The organism is Brevundimonas sp. (genome assembly GCF_036405315.1).
Taxonomy (GTDB): Bacteria; Pseudomonadota; Alphaproteobacteria; order Caulobacterales; family Caulobacteraceae; genus Brevundimonas.
In genome coordinates, this window is the sequence record NZ_DASWXW010000115.1 from 1 (window position 1) to 16,476 (window position 16,476).

The 16,476-nt window shown below is 66.8% G+C and carries 17 protein-coding genes; 8 read left to right on the forward strand and 9 right to left on the reverse strand.

The genetic code is table 11. The features are described 5' to 3' along the window. Positions 1-183: 183 nt before the first annotated feature. From VGE49_RS06775 to petA, 3 genes are read right to left on the reverse strand one after another with little or no spacing between them, the layout of a single operon-like run. On the reverse strand, positions 184-1,059 hold the full coding sequence (locus VGE49_RS06775) for a cytochrome c1 (RefSeq protein WP_331033800.1): 876 nt from the start codon (positions 1,057-1,059) through the stop codon (positions 184-186). Between the two features lie 5 nt (positions 1,060-1,064). Continuing rightward, the gene (locus VGE49_RS06780; protein ID WP_331033801.1) at positions 1,065-2,363 is read right to left on the reverse strand and encodes a cytochrome b; all 1,299 of its coding nucleotides are present in this window, start codon (positions 2,361-2,363) and stop codon (positions 1,065-1,067) included. A gap of 17 nt (positions 2,364-2,380) precedes the next feature. Continuing rightward, positions 2,381-2,941, reverse strand: coding sequence for a ubiquinol-cytochrome c reductase iron-sulfur subunit (gene petA, locus VGE49_RS06785; protein ID WP_331033802.1), 561 nt, complete (start codon positions 2,939-2,941; stop codon positions 2,381-2,383). A 194-nt stretch (positions 2,942-3,135) separates the two neighbouring features. On the opposite strand from petA, the gene VGE49_RS06790 reads away from it, so the two are divergent. After that, positions 3,136-3,591 carry a tRNA (cytidine(34)-2'-O)-methyltransferase gene (locus VGE49_RS06790; RefSeq protein WP_331033803.1) on the forward strand — a complete coding sequence of 152 codons (456 nt, stop codon included), beginning with the start codon at positions 3,136-3,138 and terminating at the stop codon, positions 3,589-3,591. Between the two features lie 52 nt (positions 3,592-3,643). On the opposite strand, the gene VGE49_RS06795 is transcribed toward VGE49_RS06790, so the two are convergent. Next, positions 3,644-4,921 carry a dipeptidase gene (locus VGE49_RS06795; protein ID WP_331033804.1) on the reverse strand — a complete coding sequence of 426 codons (1,278 nt, stop codon included), beginning with the start codon at positions 4,919-4,921 and terminating at the stop codon, positions 3,644-3,646. A 179-nt stretch (positions 4,922-5,100) separates the two neighbouring features. Here VGE49_RS06795 and hemF point away from each other — a divergent pair, with 179 nt between their 5' ends. Then, positions 5,101-5,955 (forward strand): oxygen-dependent coproporphyrinogen oxidase, encoded by an 855-nt coding sequence (gene hemF / locus VGE49_RS06800; protein ID WP_331033816.1) that lies wholly within the window; start codon positions 5,101-5,103, stop codon positions 5,953-5,955. A 16-nt stretch (positions 5,956-5,971) separates the two neighbouring features. Here the strand turns inward: hemF and VGE49_RS06805 are convergent, their stop codons facing one another. Together VGE49_RS06805 and VGE49_RS06810 are read right to left on the reverse strand one after the other, a co-directional pair. Beyond that, complete coding sequence (locus tag VGE49_RS06805; RefSeq protein WP_331033805.1) at positions 5,972-8,470, reverse strand: hybrid sensor histidine kinase/response regulator; 2,499 nt, start codon at positions 8,468-8,470, stop codon at positions 5,972-5,974. A gap of 89 nt (positions 8,471-8,559) precedes the next feature. Then, positions 8,560-9,291, reverse strand: a complete 732-nt coding sequence (locus VGE49_RS06810; protein WP_331033806.1) for a type 1 glutamine amidotransferase — start codon at positions 9,289-9,291, stop codon at positions 8,560-8,562. 83 nt (positions 9,292-9,374) lie between these two features. Here VGE49_RS06810 and VGE49_RS06815 point away from each other — a divergent pair, with 83 nt between their 5' ends. Beyond that, positions 9,375-9,692: an antibiotic biosynthesis monooxygenase family protein gene (locus tag VGE49_RS06815; protein WP_331033807.1), complete on the forward strand. Its 318-nt coding sequence runs from the start codon at positions 9,375-9,377 to the stop codon at positions 9,690-9,692. 121 nt (positions 9,693-9,813) lie between these two features. Here VGE49_RS06815 and rlmJ read toward each other — a convergent pair whose 3' ends face one another. Further along, on the reverse strand, positions 9,814-10,635 hold the full coding sequence (gene rlmJ / locus VGE49_RS06820) for a 23S rRNA (adenine(2030)-N(6))-methyltransferase RlmJ (RefSeq protein ID WP_331033808.1): 822 nt from the start codon (positions 10,633-10,635) through the stop codon (positions 9,814-9,816). Positions 10,636-10,726: 91 nt separating this feature from the next. On the opposite strand from rlmJ, the gene VGE49_RS06825 reads away from it, so the two are divergent. After that, the gene (locus tag VGE49_RS06825; protein WP_331033809.1) at positions 10,727-11,749 is read left to right on the forward strand and encodes a DNA topoisomerase IB; all 1,023 of its coding nucleotides are present in this window, start codon (positions 10,727-10,729) and stop codon (positions 11,747-11,749) included. Positions 11,750-11,826: 77 nt separating this feature from the next. Continuing rightward, complete coding sequence (locus VGE49_RS06830; RefSeq protein ID WP_331033810.1) at positions 11,827-12,231, forward strand: hypothetical protein; 405 nt, start codon at positions 11,827-11,829, stop codon at positions 12,229-12,231. 57 nt (positions 12,232-12,288) lie between these two features. Here the strand turns inward: VGE49_RS06830 and tdh are convergent, their stop codons facing one another. Continuing rightward, complete coding sequence (tdh, locus tag VGE49_RS06835) at positions 12,289-13,335, reverse strand: L-threonine 3-dehydrogenase (RefSeq protein ID WP_331033811.1); 1,047 nt, start codon at positions 13,333-13,335, stop codon at positions 12,289-12,291. 254 nt (positions 13,336-13,589) lie between these two features. On the opposite strand from tdh, the gene VGE49_RS06840 reads away from it, so the two are divergent. The 3 genes from VGE49_RS06840 (at position 13,590) to VGE49_RS06850 (ending at position 15,469) form a co-directional block, all read left to right on the forward strand. Beyond that, positions 13,590-14,201 (forward strand): IPTL-CTERM sorting domain-containing protein, encoded by a 612-nt coding sequence (locus VGE49_RS06840; RefSeq protein WP_331033812.1) that lies wholly within the window; start codon positions 13,590-13,592, stop codon positions 14,199-14,201. Positions 14,202-14,279: 78 nt separating this feature from the next. Further along, positions 14,280-14,822: an exosortase H gene (gene xrtH / locus VGE49_RS06845; RefSeq protein ID WP_331033813.1), complete on the forward strand. Its 543-nt coding sequence runs from the start codon at positions 14,280-14,282 to the stop codon at positions 14,820-14,822. Beyond that, positions 14,822-15,469 (forward strand): exosortase H-associated membrane protein, encoded by a 648-nt coding sequence (locus tag VGE49_RS06850; RefSeq protein WP_331033814.1) that lies wholly within the window; start codon positions 14,822-14,824, stop codon positions 15,467-15,469. Before xrtH ends, VGE49_RS06850 begins: the two co-directional genes overlap by 1 nt. 12 nt (positions 15,470-15,481) lie before the next feature. Here VGE49_RS06850 and VGE49_RS06855 read toward each other — a convergent pair. Continuing rightward, a partial coding sequence (locus tag VGE49_RS06855; RefSeq protein ID WP_331033815.1) for a glycine C-acetyltransferase occupies positions 15,482-16,476 on the reverse strand: 995 nt, incomplete at its 5' end.

The following is a 16,476-nucleotide window of genomic DNA, read 5'->3' on the forward strand; positions in this document are numbered from 1 at the left end:
CTGGGCATGGACAGATACGGGAGCAATCAGAAGAGCGGCGGCCAGCGCCAGACAGGCATACGACTTCATCAGCGGATCTCCTTTTCACTTTGCGTTATAAAGAACTTTCGCAGCCATCGCAACGTACAAGAAAAAACCCGCCGGATCGCTCCGGCGGGTCATCTCGTCTTGAATGGTTTCGCCTTAGTGGGCGACGCCCTTCCAGATGCGGCGATAGCTGGCGTAGGTCACGCCCGCGAACAGCGCCAGGAAGATCATCACGCCCAGACCGGCCTGCTTGCGCTCGACCATCTTCGGTTCGGACGTCCAGGCGATGAAGGCCGCGACGTCCTTGGACATCTGATCGACCGTCGCCTTGGTGCCGTCGTCATAGGTCACCTGACCATCGCGCAGAGGCGCGGGCATGGCGATGAAGCCGCCCGGAGGGGCGTGGCCCTCGCCTTCCCAGAACGGGGTCAGGTCGCCGGCCATATAGGGGTTGTAGTGCTGCGCCGAGGTCATCTTCAGACCCTTGGGCGGCGTCACGTAACCCGACAGCAGCGAGTAGATGTAGTTGGCGCCGTCGTGACGGGCCTTGGCCATGACCGACAGGTCGGGCGGAGCCGCGCCGCCGTTGGCGGCGGCCGCCGCCGTGGCGTTCGGATAGGGCGACGGGAACTTGTCGGCGGTGGTGGCGTCGCGCATCAGCGCCTCGCCGGTCTCGCTGTCGATGTCCGCGACCTGAACTTCCTTGGCCAGGGCCTTCACGACCGGGTTGTCGTTCGGGTTCGGATATTCCGGGTTCCAGAACGGCCCGTGCTTGTCGCCCAGGTTACGGAAGTGCACCAGGTTCATGCTGTGGCACGAGGCGCAGACTTCCTTGTAGACCTTGTAGCCGCGCTGCAACTGGCCCTGGTCGTAGGTGCCGAACGGCCCCTCGAAGCTGAAGCCGCCGCTGCGCGGATGCTTGGCGCCCCCGGCGGCCAGCGCCGGAGCGGCGGTGGCGGCCAGGCCGAGAGCGGACGTCAGAACGACCAGGGTCTTGCGGAAGGACACGGTTTTCTTCTCGTTGGAAATCATCGCGCTCAGGCCTTCTGCTCGGCATTGTCCGACAGGACCGGCTCCGAGATCGTCGCCGGGACCGGCAGCGGCTTCTCGCGCAGACCCAGGAAGGGCATCAGCACCAGGAAGAAGATGAAGTAGTAGGCCGTGAACAGACGCGTCAGCCACAGGTAGGAGTTCAGCTGACCGTCGATCAGGTTGAAGCTCGGCATGCCCGGAACCACGGGAGCGTCCGGAAGCTGACCACCGCACCAGCCAAGGCCGAAGCACACGAACAGGAAGATGATGAAGCAGGTGCGCATCGTCGGGCGGTAGCGCATCGAGCGCACCTTGGACGTGTCCAGCCAGGGCAGGACGAACAGCACGCCGATGGCGCCGAACATGGCCACCACGCCGCCGAACTTGTCGGGGATGGCGCGCAGGATCGCGTAGAACGGCAGCATGTACCATTCGGGCACAATGTGCGCTGGGGTCTGCAGCGGGTTGGCCGGGATGTAGTTGTCGGCGTGGCCCAGGGCGTTCGGCTGATAGAAGACGAAGACCGAGAACAGGATCAGGAAGAGGATGATCGCAAAGCCGTCCTTGACCGTGAAGTACGGGTGGAAGGGCAGCATGTCCTTCTTCTCACGGTCCTTCGGGATCAGGATGCCGACCGGGTTGTTCTGACCGGCGGCGTGCAGGGCCCAAAGGTGCAGCACCACGCAGCCGGCGATGACGAACGGCAGCAGGTAGTGCAGCGAGAAGAAGCGGTTCAGCGTCGCGTTGTCGATCGCCGGGCCGCCGCGCAGCCAGATCAGGATCGGCTCGCCGATGACCGGAATGGCGCCGATCAGGTTGGTGATGACCTCAGCGCCCCAGAAGGACATCTGGCCCCAGGGCAGGACGTAACCCAGGAAGGCGGTGGCGATCATCAGGAAGAAGATGACGCAGCCGACGATCCAGATCATCTCGCGCGGCGCCTTGTAGGAGCCATAGTAGAGGCCGCGCAGCATGTGCAGATAGACGGCGATGAAGAACATCGACGCGCCGTTGGCGTGGACGTAGCGGATCAGCCAGCCGCCGTTGACGTCGCGCATGATGCGCTCGACCGATTCAAAGGCCAGGGCCGTGTTCGGCGTATAGTGCATGGCCAGAACGATGCCGGTGATGATCTGCGTCATCAGGCACAGGGCCAGGATGCCGCCGAAGGTCCACCAATAGTTCAGGTTACGGGGGGTCGGCAGGTTGGCGTAGTCCATGCCGAAACGGATGATCGGCAGGCGGGTGTCCATCCACCGCTCAATCGCGGTTTTGGGGACGTAGGTGGATTCGTGATCGCTCATGGGTCCTCTGTCCGTCCTCAGCCGATCTTCACGCGGGTGTCGGACACGTAGTCGTAGTTCGGCACCACCAGGTTCTTGGGCGCCGGTCCCTTACGGATACGGCCCGAGGCGTCGTAGTGCGAACCGTGGCAGGGGCAGAACCAGCCGCCGAAGTCGCCCGAGCCGAAGGTCGGAACGCAGCCCAGGTGGGTGCAGGAGCCGATGACGACGAGATACTTCTCGTGGCCGGGCTTGGTGCGCTCGGCGTCGGTCTGGGGTTCCTTCAGGTCCGGCGCGTGGTCGTCGGCGATGACGCGCTTCAGCTCGGCCGGCGTGCGGTAGCGCACGAAGACCGGCTTGCCCTGCCACTTGATTACGACCTGCTGGCCTTCCTGAACCTTGGTCAGATCGAATTCGATCGACGCCAGGGCCAGGGTGTCGGCGGCGGGGTTCATCTGATTGATCAGCGGCCAGGCCACCATCACGCCCGCGCCGACCGCGGCGGCGCCGGCGGCGATGTGGATGAAATCGCGGCGGGTGGCGTCGCCGCCCCCGTGTTGGCCATCAGGCCCTTCAGCATTCACGACCGATTCGGCCACGCTCTCACCTCTGCACTCCCGATCGCCCGCCCCGAAAGGGGATAGTCGTCGGCATGGATCGTCCCTGCGGAACGGCAGAAGTTGCCGGCGGCCTTGCGATTACGGCTGTCGTTGCAAGTTGCTGACACAACTTGCGAAACAGTCGCAATAAAGACCGCGACAAGACCCCGCCCCGCGCGTATGACGGCCTTAGAATGCGTCTCGCCCTTTTTCAACCTGACATCCCGCAGAATGTGGGCGCCTGCATCCGCCAGAGCGCCTGTTTCGGCGTCGAATTGCACGTCATCGAGCCGACCGGCTTCCGTTTCGACGATCGCGCCATGAAGCGTGCGGCGCTGGACTACGGCCCGCTCAGCCACATGACCCGCCATGCCGACTGGGAGGCGTTCCAGCGTGACCGACCGACCGGCCGCCTGGTCCTGTTCACGACCAGAGGCGCCACGCCGCTGCCCGATTTCAAATTCCGCGCGGACGACACCCTGCTGTTCGGCAAGGAAAGCGCCGGGGCGCCCGACTACGTCCACGACGCCGCCGACGCCCGGGTCTTCATCCCTATACGTCCGGAAACGCGCTCGCTGAATCTGTCGGTCAGCGCGGGCATCGCCCTGTGGGAAGGGCTGCGTCAGTTGGGCGGGTTGCCGACGAGATAGGCGACGCGTTTCTCCCTCCCCTTCAAGGGGAGGGAGAAAGTGACGCCCGCCCCTACTCCGGCGCGCCGTCGTTGGGCAGTTGCGCCAGGTTGGGGCGCTGGCCGCGTTGGGCCGTGGCGGCGCGTTCGACCGCCCGCATGGTGCGCAACAGGTTCTCGCCCGAGATCTTGCGGATATCGGCTTCAGACCAACCGCGACGCATCAGTTCAGCCAGGATGCGCGGATAGGCGTCCACGCCCTCGACCCCCTCCGGCAGGCTGTCGACGCCGTCGAAGTCTCCGCCCAGGCCGACATGATCGATGCCCGCCACGTCACGGACGTGCTGGATGTGGGCCACCACGTCGTCCAGCGTGGCGCGCGGGGCGGGGTTGGCGGCGGTCCAGGCGTCGATGCCCGTCTTCACCGCGTCAGGATCGCCCTGGTTCAGGGCCGTGAGGCGCGAAAGCTCGGCCGAGCGCAAGGCGCTCCACTGACGCACCGGCTCGCTGATGAAGCCCGGCACGAACGTCACCATGACGATGCCGCCGTTGGCGGGCATTAGCCGCAGCACGGCGTCGGGCACGTTGCGGGGATGGCCCGTCACCGCCCGCGCCGACGAGTGCGAGAAGATCACCGGGGCGGTCGAGACGCGGATGGCGTCCAACATGGTGTCCTCGGACACGTGGCTGATATCCACCATCATGCCGATGCGGTTCATCTCCTTGACCACCTGCTCGCCGAAGGGCGACAGGCCGCCCCACTTGGGCGCGTCCGTGGCGCTGTCGGCCCAGGTCGTGGTCTTGGAGTGTGTCAGCGTCATGTAGCGCGCGCCCGAATCATAGAATTCGCGCAGCAGGCCGAGGGAATCGTCGATGGAGTAGCCGCCCTCCATGCCGATCAGGCTGGCGATCTTTCCGGCCTTGTGGATGCGGCTGATGTCGTCGGCGGTCGTGGCGATCTCGAACACCGAAGGATAGGCGGCGGCGATGCGCTTGACCGTATCGATCTGCTCGAAGGTGGCCTTGGCCGCCTCGACCGGCTCCAGGCTGGCGGGGACATAGACCGACCAGAACTGGCCGCCGACGCCCCCGGCGCGCAGGCGCGGAATGTCGGTGTGCAGATCGGTCGCGGCGTCCAGATCCGTCGCCAGATCAACGCGGTAAGGGTCGTTCCCAAAGCCCTGCCTCAAGGCCCAGGGCAGGTCGTTGTGGCCGTCGATCAGCGGGGTGCGACGCAGGATCTGCAGCACCCTTTCCTGCCCCGCGGCGTCGGCGCCCCCTTGGGATTGAGCCAGGGCGGGTCCGGCCAGGACGGCGAGCGAAACGGCGGCGAGCAAGGCGGTGCGGATCATGGTGTCCCCTCGATACTGATAAGGCCACGCTGGCACAGGCGGGGCGGCATGGGAACCGGGTCTGATCTGGATCAAGGCCGGCTTTCGTCCCTGCGCGCATGAATGGAGCCACCCCACCCTGTTCACAAAGGCCGCCCGTCATGGTTGAAGCCCTGATGATCCAAGAGACCCCCACCCTGATGGTCGAGCATCGCGAGCGCGCCCGCGTCTGGTTCGAGACCCTGCGCGATCAAATTCACGCCGGTTTCGAGGCCCTGGAAGACGCCGCGCCCGCCGACCTCTTCCCCGGTGAGGCCGGCCGCTTCGTGCGCACGCCCTGGGACCGCAAGGAGGGCGGCGGCGGCGTCATGGGCATGATGCACGGCCGCCTGTTCGAGAAGGTCGGCGTCCACTGCTCGACCGTGCACGGAACCTTCCCCGCCGACTACGCCAAGAATGTCCCCGGCGCCGAGGAAGACCCGCGCTTCTTCGCCACCGGCATCAGCCTGATCTGCCACCCGGTCAGCCCGCGCGTGCCGGCGGTGCATATGAACACCCGCCTGATCTCGACCACCAGGACCTGGTTCGGCGGCGGCGGCGACCTGACGCCCGTGCTGGACGTGGACCGTCGCGACGACCACCCCGACACCGTCGCCTTCCACGCCGCGATGAAGGGCGCCTGCGACGCCTACGACCCCGCCTGGCACGCCAAGTACAAGCAGTGGTGCGACGAGTACTTCTTCCTGCCGCACCGCAACGAGCCGCGCGGCACCGGCGGCATCTTCTACGACCACCACGACAGCGGCGACTGGGAAAAGGACTTCGCCTTCACCCAGGACGTCGGCAAGGCCTTCCTCGATGTCTATTCTCGAATCGTCGCCGGCCGCATGACCGAGGCTTGGACGGCCGAGGAGCGCGAGGAACAGTTGATCCGTCGCGGCCGCTACGTTGAGTTCAACCTGCTCTACGACCGCGGCACGACCTTCGGGCTGAAGACCGGCGGCAACGTCGAGTCGATCCTCAGCTCCATGCCGCCCGTGGTGAAATGGCCCTGATCAGGGCCTGACGGCTTCAGGCGACCTTGGCGCGCTCGCCCTGCGCCATCACGCTTGCGATCCCGTCGAACAGGGCGGCCAGGGTCAGCGGCTTGGTCAGATGGCCGTCCGCGCCCGCCGCCCGGCCCGCCTCGACGTGTTCGGCCATGGCGTTGGCGGTCAGCATCAGGATGGGCGTGGGCGTGCGCCCGTTCTGCATCTCGAAGGCGCGGATGGCGGCGGTGGCGGTCAGCCCGTCCATCACCGGCATCTGCATGTCCATCAGCACCAGGTCGAAGTCGCCCCGCGTGAAGGCGTCCAGAGCCTGACGCCCGTCCTCCACCGCCGTCAGCTCCATCGCCGTCGCCGACAACATGACCTCGATCACCTTGCGATTGGCGGGGTGGTCGTCGGCCAGAAGCACGCTCATGGGCCGCGCCCTGACATCGACCGCCGTCGCGATCTCCGCCGCAGGAGCCGGCGCGACCGCGCTCGGCGACAAGGGGATTTCGAACCAGAAGGCGGCGCCCTGCCCCGGCGTGCTGTCGCACTCCAGCGTCCCGCCCATCAGGGCCGCCAGTTCACGCGAAATGGCCAGCCCCAACCCCGTTCCGCCGAAGCGCCGGGTGATCGAGCCGTCCGCCTGCTGGAAACGTCCGAAGATGCGCGCCTTCTGCTCGGCGTCGAAGCCGACGCCTGTGTCCCTGATGGTGAAGCGGACGCGACCGTCCTCGGCCGGTTCGACTTTCAGGCTCACCTCGCCCTCGACCGTGAACTTCAGGGCGTTGCTGACCAGGTTGGTCAGGATCTGACGCACGCGCACGGCGTCGCCGTCGACCACCGCGTGAAGCGAGGGGTGGACGTCGGCGACCAGAGCAACCCCCTTCTCTCCCGCCGGCACGCGCCACAGGCCGATCACGTCCTGGACCGTGCGACCCAGATGGAAGGGCGCCTGCTCGATCGTCACCTGGCCGGACTCGATGCGGGCGCTGTCCAGAATGTCCGACAGGAGCCGTTCCAGGGTGACGCCGGACGAACGGATCACCTCGGCCATTTCATGCTCGTCGGGCGCCAGATTGCGCTGGCCGAGGGCGTCCGCCATCGCCACCACGCCGTTCAGCGGCGTGCGGATCTCATGGCTCATGTTGGCCAGGAACTCGCTCTTGGCGCGGCTGGCCTCCTCGGCGCGGAGTCGGGCGCTGCGAAGCTGCTTCGCCTGACGCCGCTGCCACAGCAGGGTCAGCAGGGCTGACAGCATGAAGACCACGCCGATGCCGACGATCCAGTTCTGCCAGCGGATCACCGTCCGCTGAAGCTCCGTGTTGGCGCGGGCGGTTTCCAGCTGACGCCGACGCTCGGCCAACTGCTCCTGCATGTCGCCCGTGACCTGACGGATGCCAGAACTGAAACGCTGGGCGGCCGAAACCTCGCGGTCTCGCTCATAGGCGCGCAGCACCTCATAGGCCTCGGACGCCCGACCGCTGGCGAACAGCAACTCGGCCTGAACGAGAGCGACATGGGAATCGACGCCGCCATGGATGTCCAACCGCCGCAAGGTTTCCATATCCCGGCGCGCGGCGTCCAGTTGTCCTGTGCGAGCCCGGGCGACTGCTCGCAACGGCAGGATGTCCAGGGCCAGAAACGCCGCGGCGCCCAGGCTCTCGCCATAGGGCTCAAGACAGGCCAGGACGTCTTGCGGCTCCTGACGCGCGTCGGCCACGGCGGCGCACAAGCTGGCGTCATAGACCGCCAGGCTTTCCAGCCTGGCGCGCTGCGTCAGGCGATGGTGGGCGGCGTAATATCGTTGCGCGCTCGGCAGGTCGCCGACCTGCACCGCCATCTTGGTGAGGTTGTAGAGGCTGTCGAAATCCGGCCGAGGATAGTCGGGATTGGAATAGTCGATTTCGAACCGCTGGAAAGCCGTCGCCGCTCCGACGACGTCATTGAGCTTCATCAGCCCCATGCCGGTCATTTCCCACAAGCCGGCGTGGGCCGTGCCGGCGAAGGGATCGTCCTCGGGAATCTCGGCCTCGGCCAAGGTCAGCAGCCGCAGGCCTTCCCCGACCCGATCCTGGTCCATCAGCGCCAGAGCCGCCAGGCGAGACGCATGCGCCTTCACGAACCAGTCGCCCGTCGTCTCGGCGATCCGGTTCATCTCCGCATCAACCGTCAGCTCGCCCTGATCATAGCGCGCCGTCAAGGCGTTCAGGCGGGCGATCTGAATATAGCGGTCATCATGCTGCGCCCGGGCCTTCTGTTCGAGGCGCCGGTTCCACACCGCCGCGCGTTCGAACTCGCCCTGGTTCAGGATCGTCCAGGTCACGTGATAGAGACGGTTCAGCCCCTCGCGGTCGTTGCGCCTGAGCGCCGCCTGTCCAAAGGCCTCCAACTCGGCGAAATTCGTCTTGGCCGCACGCTGCTCAAGCGCCTGCGCCAGGTCGATGACCGACCGCGCCCGCGGCGCGGCGTCCACCGTCGCGGTTCCACTGAACAACAATGCGACCGCCGCGACGCCCGCGGCTCGGAGTGAAGACATGACGTTTCCAGACTGAACGTCTCAGCCTTGCACGCCATAAGTTGAACAAGGTTTAGCGCCGTCCCACGAAACGAACCGTCCGTCTCCGGTCAGATGCCGCTGCCGTCCGCCTCGACCGGCGGCGGCGTCAGCAGCAGATAGGCGCGAATCCAGGCCGTCAGAACGGCGCGGTCGTTCGCCCCCTCCAGGCTCAACAGGGCCTCGTCCGCCAAATCGTGCGGGATGCGATCCCCGCGCCGCCCCTCGATCAGGGCGGCGGCGTAGGCGGGCTGGAACTCGGGGTGGCACTGGAAGCTGACCGCGTCCTCGCCCCAGGCCAGGCCGGCGTAGGGGGTGAAGGGGCTGGAGGCGATCACCCGCGTGTCGGGGGCGACGGCGACCACCTGATCCTGATGCGACACCGGAATGGCGATGGAGGGCGCGCGCGGGTGCATCCACGGCTCATGGCTGACCACGTCATAGCGATGCAGGCCGACGCCCCAGCCCTTGTGCGACTTCTCGACCTTGCCGCCGAAGGCGTGGGCGATGACCTGATGGCCGAAGCAGATGCCCAGCAGGCGCGTCTTGCCCCGCGCCGCGCGCAACCAGTCCACCAGGGGCGAAATCCACGGCAGGTCGTCATAAACCCCCGCCGCCGAGCCTGTGACGATGGCCCCCGTATAGATGGACGGGTCCTCCGGCAGATGCCACGACTGCACGTCGAACCGCGCCGTCGGCACGTTCTCGCCCAGCAGATGGCGGAAACGCGCCGGATAGTCGTCGAAGGCGTCCCGCAGATGCTCGGGCGGGTGGCCGGTTTCCAGAATGGCGATACGGGTCATTTCGGCGTTTTCCAGCGGGGAGAAGGAAGCGTCTGTCTCCGGATTGGGGTAGAAGTCAGGCTATTGCAACGAGGCCGCCCTTCATGTCCGCCGACGCAAACGACGATTCCCCGGTCGTCCTGATCAATATCTTCAAATGTGACGCCCGGCGTCAGGACGAACTGGTCGAGCACCTGGCGGCCCTGGCCCAGGTGCAGCGCACCCTGCCCGGCTTCGTCTCAGGCACACTACACCGCGGCCTGAACGGACGCGTCGTCGCCAATCATGCGGTCTGGGCAAGCGCCTCGGACTGGAAGGCCATGACGCGTCACCCCGACGTGGTGGCGGCCATGAGGCCGATCCTGGCCATCGCCACCTTCGAGCCCCATCTCTATGAACCCGGCGAGGTCGTCGAGGCCTAGAGCGAAATCGGTTCAGATGCGATCGCATCTGAACCGAGATCTTCGCTCCAGTATCAGTGCTGGAGCCTGTTTCACGGCATCGGCGGAATCACGAAGAGATTCCTCCTCAACTGATCAGGCCCTAGCCTGCGCGCCAGACCTCGGCCCGCGCGCCCGCCTCGCCCAGGGTCGCGGCGACCCAGCCGCAAATCTCGGCGGCGGCGGCTTCCGCGCCCGAAGGCGGGTTGACCACCGTCATGGTGCAGCCGTTCATCTTCATCGGATTGTTGAGCGGGCGCAGGCGCGCCTCGGCGACAAGCACTCGACCGACCTTGGCCTCCTCCAGACGACGGATGAAGGCGTCGAAGGTCTCCATATCCTTCAGCGGGGTCCAGATCGCCACCGTCGCGGTGCGGTCGTGGCGGACGATGGCGGCGGCGGTCTCGGCCGAGCGCACATAGTCGTCGGGCCGCTCGAACGGCGGGTCGATCAGAACCAGCGGCCCCTTGATCGCCTTGGCCGCCTTCAGCGCCTCGACATAGCCGTCGCCGGCGCGCCCTTCGGCGGCGGACCAGTCGCTCAGCGCCTCGGCCAGCATTTCCTGAACCGGCGGATGGAACTCGAAGCCCATATAGCGGTCGCCCTCGTTCAGCGCCCGCGCGATCAGCAGGGGCGAGCCCGGATAGAAGCGCGCGCCGCCATCGGGATTCAGGGCCGCGACCTCGGCCGCCAAGGCCTCGATCAGCGGCGGCCGATCCTCGGCGGTCATCAGCCGCGCCACCCCCGCCTCGGCCTCCTTCGACCGCGCCCCGTCGCCTGACAGGTCGTAAAGGCCCGCGCCCGCATGGGTGTCGATGACCGTGACAGCCCCCCTCTCTTGCCGCTCCTTCAGCAGCCAAAGCACCAGGGCGTGCTTGACCAGGTCCGCGAAGTTTCCAGCGTGAAAGCTGTGACGATAGTTCATGCCCGCTCCGTCCCCCGTCCGGCGCTCGCGGTCAAGAGGAACCGGCAGGGCGCGCGGCCCGTTGGTCGTCGCATCTTCAGGATCACAAGCCATGCCCGACGGCGCTGCCCGCCTTCCGCCCGTACTGGAACTCCCCGACGGCCTGAGCTGGTGCAACGATGACCAACCGGGCCTCAGCCGCCGCCGTTCGGGCAAGGGGTTCTCCTATCGCGACCGCGACGGGCGGACGGTCCGGGACGGCCGCACGCTGGACCGCATCCGCGCCCTGGCCATCCCGCCCGCCTGGACCGAGGTGTGGATCTGCACGCGCGCCAACGGCCACATCCAGGCGACGGGCCGCGACGTCAAAGGGCGCAAGCAGTACCGCTATCACCCCGACTGGACCCGCCATGCCGCCAGCCACAAGTTCGACCGCCTGGCCGCCTTCGCCCGCCAGCTGCCGAAGCTGCGCGAGCGTGTGGAGCATGACCTGTCACGGCGGGGGCCGTGTCGGGAAAAGGTGATGGCCACCGCCGTCCGTCTGCTGGAGATCACCCTGATCCGCGTCGGCAACGCTGAATACGCCCGCCAGAACCGCAGCTTCGGCCTGACCACCTTGCACAAGCGGCATCTGGAGGTGGACGGCGCGGCCCTGACCTTCGAGTTTAGCGGCAAGAGCGGCAAGGACCACCGCGTCAGCGTCCGAGATCAGCGCCTGGCCCGCGCCTTGCGCACGCTTGAGGGCCTGCCGGGTCAGCACCTGTTCAAATACCGCGACGCTCAAGGCGACCTTCACCCCGTCAGCTCGGACGACGTCAACGCCTATATCCGCGACGCCATGGGCGACCAGTTCTCGGCCAAGGATTTCCGCACCTGGGCCGGGACGGTTTCCGCCGCGCGCGCCCTGCGCGGAATGGAACCGCCGACCTCGCAAGCCGATGCGCGACGCAAGATCACCCTCTGCGTCAAGGCGGTGTCCGGCCTGCTCGGCAACACCCCCACGGTCTGCCGCGCCGCCTACGTCCACCCGCGCGTGCTTAAGCTGTTCGAAAACGGCGGCCTGGCCGCAGCCCTGCCCGGCGGGGAGGCCAAGGGCTTCGAGCCCAGCCTGATCCGGCTGCTGTCGCCTCAATGAAATGACGGTTGTTTCATTGGCAGATCATCGTTCGCCCCACTAGTGCGCGTCCTTCGCTGCTTTATGAGGGCACGTCTATGGACTACCGGCTTTCCAACCGTTTTCTCCGCCTAGCCGTCTTGTTCGCCCTGGTCGGCATGGCCTTGGGCTACTGGATGGGGGCGACCGAGCAGTTCGCCGCCTCGCCGGTCCACGCCCACATCAACCTGTTGGGCTGGGTGTCTATGGCGCTCTATGGCCTCTTCTATCGGGTTCAGCCGAGCGCCGCACGGGGCTGGCTGCCGCAAACGCACTTCTGGGTGTCGTTGATCGGCCTGCTGATCTTCATGCCGGCGCTGGCGGCCAAGCTGCTGGGCGGACCGGACCTGCAGGCGGCGGCCAACCTGGGCCTGATGGTCGGGCCGACCCTGACCCTGCTGTCCATGATCCTGTTCGTGGCGGTGGTCTTCCGCGCCACCGGCCCGCGCGCGGCGCCGGCCTGATACGAAAAAGCCCCCTGCCTTGCGGTCAGGGGGCCTTCGGTTCGCTTCAGGCGCGGATCAGTCGGCCCAGTTCAGGACGACCTTGCCCGACTGGCCCGAGCGCATGGCCTCAAAGCCCGCCTCGAAGTCCTGATAGGGCATCTGGTGGGTGATCAGCGGCGTCAGGTCCAGACCCGCCTTCAGCAGGCCCAGCATCTTGCGCCAGGTCGTGAACATCTCACGACCATAAACGCCCTTGATGGTCAGGGCCTTCAGGATGATCGCGCCCCAGTCCGTCTCCATCGGCTTGGACGGAATGCCCAGCATGGCCATGCCGCCGCCCATGATCAGGGTGTCGACGCACTGCTTGAAGGCGATGGGCGAACCCGACATCTCCAGCGCCACGTCGAAGCCGACCTTCAGGCCCAGCTCGTGCATGACGTCGCGCAGGTCTTCCTTGGTGGTGTTGACCGTGCGCACGCCCGGCGCAACTTTTTGTGCAAGTTCCAGACGGAAGTCGTTGATATCGGTCAGAACCACGGTGCGGGCGCCCGCGTGGCGCGCCACGGCGGCGGCCATCATGCCGATGGGACCGGCGCCCGTGACCAGGACGTCCTCGCCCAGAAGGTCGAACTGCTGCGCCGTGTGCACGGCATTGCCGAACGGGTCCAGGATCGAACCGATCTCATAGGGCACGTCGTCCGGCAGCTCGATGACGTTGAAGGCCGGGGCCACCACGTATTCGGCGAAGGCGCCCTGGCGGTTCACGCCGATGCCGCGGGTGTCGGGGTCCAGGTGGAAGTGGCCGGCGCGGGCCGCTTCGGAGTTCAGGTCGATGACGTGACCCTCGGCCGAGACGCGCTGGCCGATCTTGAGGCGGCGATCCACATCCTTGCCGATGGCGACGATCTCGCCGGCGAACTCGTGGCCCGTGATCATGGGGACGGGCACGTTCTTCTGGGACCACTCGTCCCAGTTCCAGATGTGGATGTCGGTGCCGCAGACCGCAGTGCGGTGGACGCGGATCAGCACGTCCTCGTCGCCCGCGACGGGGATCGGCGCCTCGATCAATTCCAGGCCCACGCCGGGCTTCGTCTTGGCCAGGGCCTTCATGGTGGCGGTCATGGTGGATGCTCCCGTTTCTCAGACGCAGCCGCTAGGCCGCCTTGGCGAGGACCGCAAGCAGATCATGCGTCCTTCGGCCAGATCCGCGCCCGAACCCCGTCGTCCCCGCCCTCTCGGCCGTAACAAAATGACACACTCACCCCGCGAACAAGCTTGGCCGTAACAACCCGAATCAGTTACCGGCGCTGGCGCGGTCGCAAGAGCCAGCGGCGAGATGGTCTCGCCGTGGTTTCAGACCTAACAAGCGAAAACTCATGAAGAAGCTAATCGCCGCCGCCGCGGCCGCCGCCCTGTCGATGACCGCCTCGGCCGCCGCCGCAGGGACCCTGACCAACGTCAGCGTCACCCTGTCGAACCCCGCTCCGTCGCAACCGACCGACGTCGACATTCGGTTCACGACCGAAACCATGGTGAACATGGCGCCTCACATGCTTTACGCGCGGTTCGACGGCGGGCTCGTCCTGGCCGCCGCGACCAACCAGTGCGACAGCAACATCACGGCGACGCTCAACGGCGTCACCATGCCTCAGAGCGACTTTGTTTTCTGCCAGACTTGGAACTCTGGCGTTCAACTGCGCTTGAGGAACGGCCTTGTTATCCCGGCTGGCTCCGTCATCAGAATCAAGATCGACAAGTCGCTAGTGACGACTTCATCGAACCAGGGCGTCTATTCGCCGACCATGTTCGAGATCAACAGCGGCGGCGCCGCCGTTGATATGCCGTCGCCGATGCCGAGCTACACCATCACCAATACGCCGCCGCCCGCCCCGGTCCCGACCATGACCGAGTGGGCCATGATCCTGCTGACAGTCGCTCTGGGCGGTTTCGCCGCCTTGACCATTCAGAAGCGTCGCCGCACGGTCTGATTGGATCGGGCGCCACGGGGCGGGCCGTCGCGGCCCGCCCCTCCTTCTGCTTCTCTACCGCACCTTAGGCGACCCACCATGCCGCGCTTCTTCAAGTCGCCTGCCGTCCAGTATCTGGGCCTGTTCGCCCTGCTGGCCGTGACCCTGTTCAGCGTGCTGGCCACGCCGTGGGCCGAGCGCCTGTTCGTCCAGCCCTTCACCCAACTGCTGGTCGACATCTGCGCCCTGGTGCTGAAGCCCTTTGACAGCCGGGTGCTGGCCGAGGGCGACATCCTGCGTTTCGCCGACGGGCATGGCGCGGTTCAGGTGCTGGCCGGCTGCAATGCGGTCGAGGTCTGCGCCCTGTTGATCGCCGCCATCCTGGCCTTCCCCGGCCGGCTGCGCGACGGCCTGATCGGCGCCGCCGTGGGCGTAATCGCCTTGCAACTGGTCAACCTGCTGCGGATCATCACCCTGCTGTATCTGTCGCGCGGGTCTGAATCCCTGTTCGAGTTCTTCCACCATTATGTCTGGGACGCGATGATCGGTCTGGAAGGCCTGCTGGTCTTCTTCTTCTGGACCCGTTGGCAGAGCCGCCAGCCTGGCAAGGCTCCCACGACCGCCGCCAAGGACGCCGCCTGATGGCCGCCTGGTTCGAAACCCTCGGCGCCAAGACGCCGGAAGAAGCCGCCCGCCGTCGTTTCGGCCTGTGGTCGCTGGGGATGTTCATCCTGCTGCTGCCGCCGTGGTGGCTGTGGGGCGCGGATCTGGCGGCGGCAGGGCTGCGCCCGCTGGCGGGTCTGGTGTTCCGCCTGTTCGGCCTTACGGGCGAGATCAGCGCTGCAGACGGCGGTTGGGCGGTCGGCACGCATCTGACCAGCGGCGGCGTTCCCATCACCTATGACGTGGCGCAGACGGCGATCCGGCGACTGCTGCTCGGCTTCCCGCTGGCCCTCGCCTTCCTGACGGCCCCGCCGCGCACGACGCGTCCGCTCAAGGCGGCCGCCGTGACCATCGCGGCCCTGACGCTGCTGTTCATCCTGTCGCTGGCGTCCTTGATCTGGGGCGATCTGGCGGCGCAGCTGAATCCCGCCCTGGCTCCGCCCAGCGCCGGCGCGCGCGCGCCGCTGGACCAGCCGCCCCTGCCCGCCGTCGTGGCCCAGATCGCCATCATCGGCCGCTATATCGGCATGTCGGTCGCGCCGCTGATCGCCGCCGTCCTGCTGTGGGCCGCGCTCAACCCCGCAGGCCGGTCGGTCATCATGGCCGACGACAGCCTGAAGGACTGAGATCGCTGGGGGTCAGATGACCCCCAGTTCCTTGCCCGCCTGGGTGAAGGCGGCGACGGCCGCGTCGATCTGCTCGAACGTATGCGCCGCCGACATCTGGGTGCGGATGCGGGCCTGACCGCGCGGCACCACAGGGAAGCTGAAGCCGATCACATAGACGCCCAGTTCCAGCATCCGCGCCGCCATGTCCTGCGCCAGCTTGGCGTCGCCCAGCATGACGGGGATGATGGGATGCTCGCCCGGCTGCAGGGTGAAGCCCGCCTCGGTCATGGCCGAGCGGAAACGCGCGGCGTTGGCGAACAGCTGGGCGCGCAGGGCGTCGCCTTCCTCGCCCGAGGCGATGCGGATGGCCTCCAGCGACGAACCGCAGACGGCCGGCGCCAAGGCGTTGGAGAAGAGGTAGGGCCGCGCCCGCTGTTTCAGCAGCTCCACGACATTCTTGCGGGCGCAGATGAAGCCGCCCATGGCGCCGCCCAGGGCCTTGCCGAAGGTGCCGGTGACGAAGTCCACCTCGACGCCGTTGTAGGCATAGGAGCCGCGCCCCTTGTCGCCCATGAAGCCGGTGGCGTGGCAGTCGTCCACCATGATCAGGGCGCCGTACTGGTCGGCCAGGGCGCGGATGTCCTTCAGCTTGGCCACATAACCGTCCATCGAGAAGGCGCCGTCGGTGGCGATGATGATCTCACGCGCGCCGTCGGCCCGGGCCTGCTTCAGCTGGGCCTCCAGGTCGGCCATGTCCGAGGTGGCGAAACGATAGCGCTTGGCCTTGCACAGGCGCACGCCGTCGATGATCGAGGCGTGGTTCAGGCTATCCGAGACGATGGCGTCGGCCTCGGTGAACAGGGGCTCGAAGATGCCGCCGTTGGCGTCAAAGGCGGCGGCGAACAGGATGGTGTCTTCAAAGCCGAGGTAGTCGGCGATGGCGCGTTCCAGTTCCTTGTGGATTTCCAGCGTGCCGCAGATGAAACGGACCGAGGCCGTGCCGGCGCCCCACGTCTCCATCGCCT

Bases quoted from the DNA above. Each gene is read 5' to 3' on its own strand.
- VGE49_RS06775 (WP_331033800.1), bottom strand. From the start codon at position 1,059: ATGATTTCCAACGAGAAGAAAACCGTGTCCTTCCGCAAGACCCTGGTC.
- VGE49_RS06780 (WP_331033801.1), bottom strand. From the start codon at position 2,363: ATGAGCGATCACGAATCCACCTACGTCCCCAAAACCGCGATTGAGCGG.
- VGE49_RS06790 (WP_331033803.1), top strand. From the start codon at position 3,136: ATGCGTCTCGCCCTTTTTCAACCTGACATCCCGCAGAATGTGGGCGCC.
- VGE49_RS06795 (WP_331033804.1), bottom strand. From the start codon at position 4,921: ATGATCCGCACCGCCTTGCTCGCCGCCGTTTCGCTCGCCGTCCTGGCC.
- hemF (WP_331033816.1), top strand. From the start codon at position 5,101: ATGGTCGAGCATCGCGAGCGCGCCCGCGTCTGGTTCGAGACCCTGCGC.
- VGE49_RS06805 (WP_331033805.1), bottom strand. From the start codon at position 8,470: ATGTCTTCACTCCGAGCCGCGGGCGTCGCGGCGGTCGCATTGTTGTTC.
- VGE49_RS06810 (WP_331033806.1), bottom strand. From the start codon at position 9,291: ATGACCCGTATCGCCATTCTGGAAACCGGCCACCCGCCCGAGCATCTG.
- VGE49_RS06815 (WP_331033807.1), top strand. From the start codon at position 9,375: ATGTCCGCCGACGCAAACGACGATTCCCCGGTCGTCCTGATCAATATC.
- rlmJ (WP_331033808.1), bottom strand. From the start codon at position 10,635: ATGAACTATCGTCACAGCTTTCACGCTGGAAACTTCGCGGACCTGGTC.
- VGE49_RS06825 (WP_331033809.1), top strand. From the start codon at position 10,727: ATGCCCGACGGCGCTGCCCGCCTTCCGCCCGTACTGGAACTCCCCGAC.
- VGE49_RS06830 (WP_331033810.1), top strand. From the start codon at position 11,827: ATGGACTACCGGCTTTCCAACCGTTTTCTCCGCCTAGCCGTCTTGTTC.
- tdh (WP_331033811.1), bottom strand. From the start codon at position 13,335: ATGACCGCCACCATGAAGGCCCTGGCCAAGACGAAGCCCGGCGTGGGC.
- VGE49_RS06840 (WP_331033812.1), top strand. From the start codon at position 13,590: ATGAAGAAGCTAATCGCCGCCGCCGCGGCCGCCGCCCTGTCGATGACC.
- xrtH (WP_331033813.1), top strand. From the start codon at position 14,280: ATGCCGCGCTTCTTCAAGTCGCCTGCCGTCCAGTATCTGGGCCTGTTC.
- VGE49_RS06850 (WP_331033814.1), top strand. From the start codon at position 14,822: ATGGCCGCCTGGTTCGAAACCCTCGGCGCCAAGACGCCGGAAGAAGCC.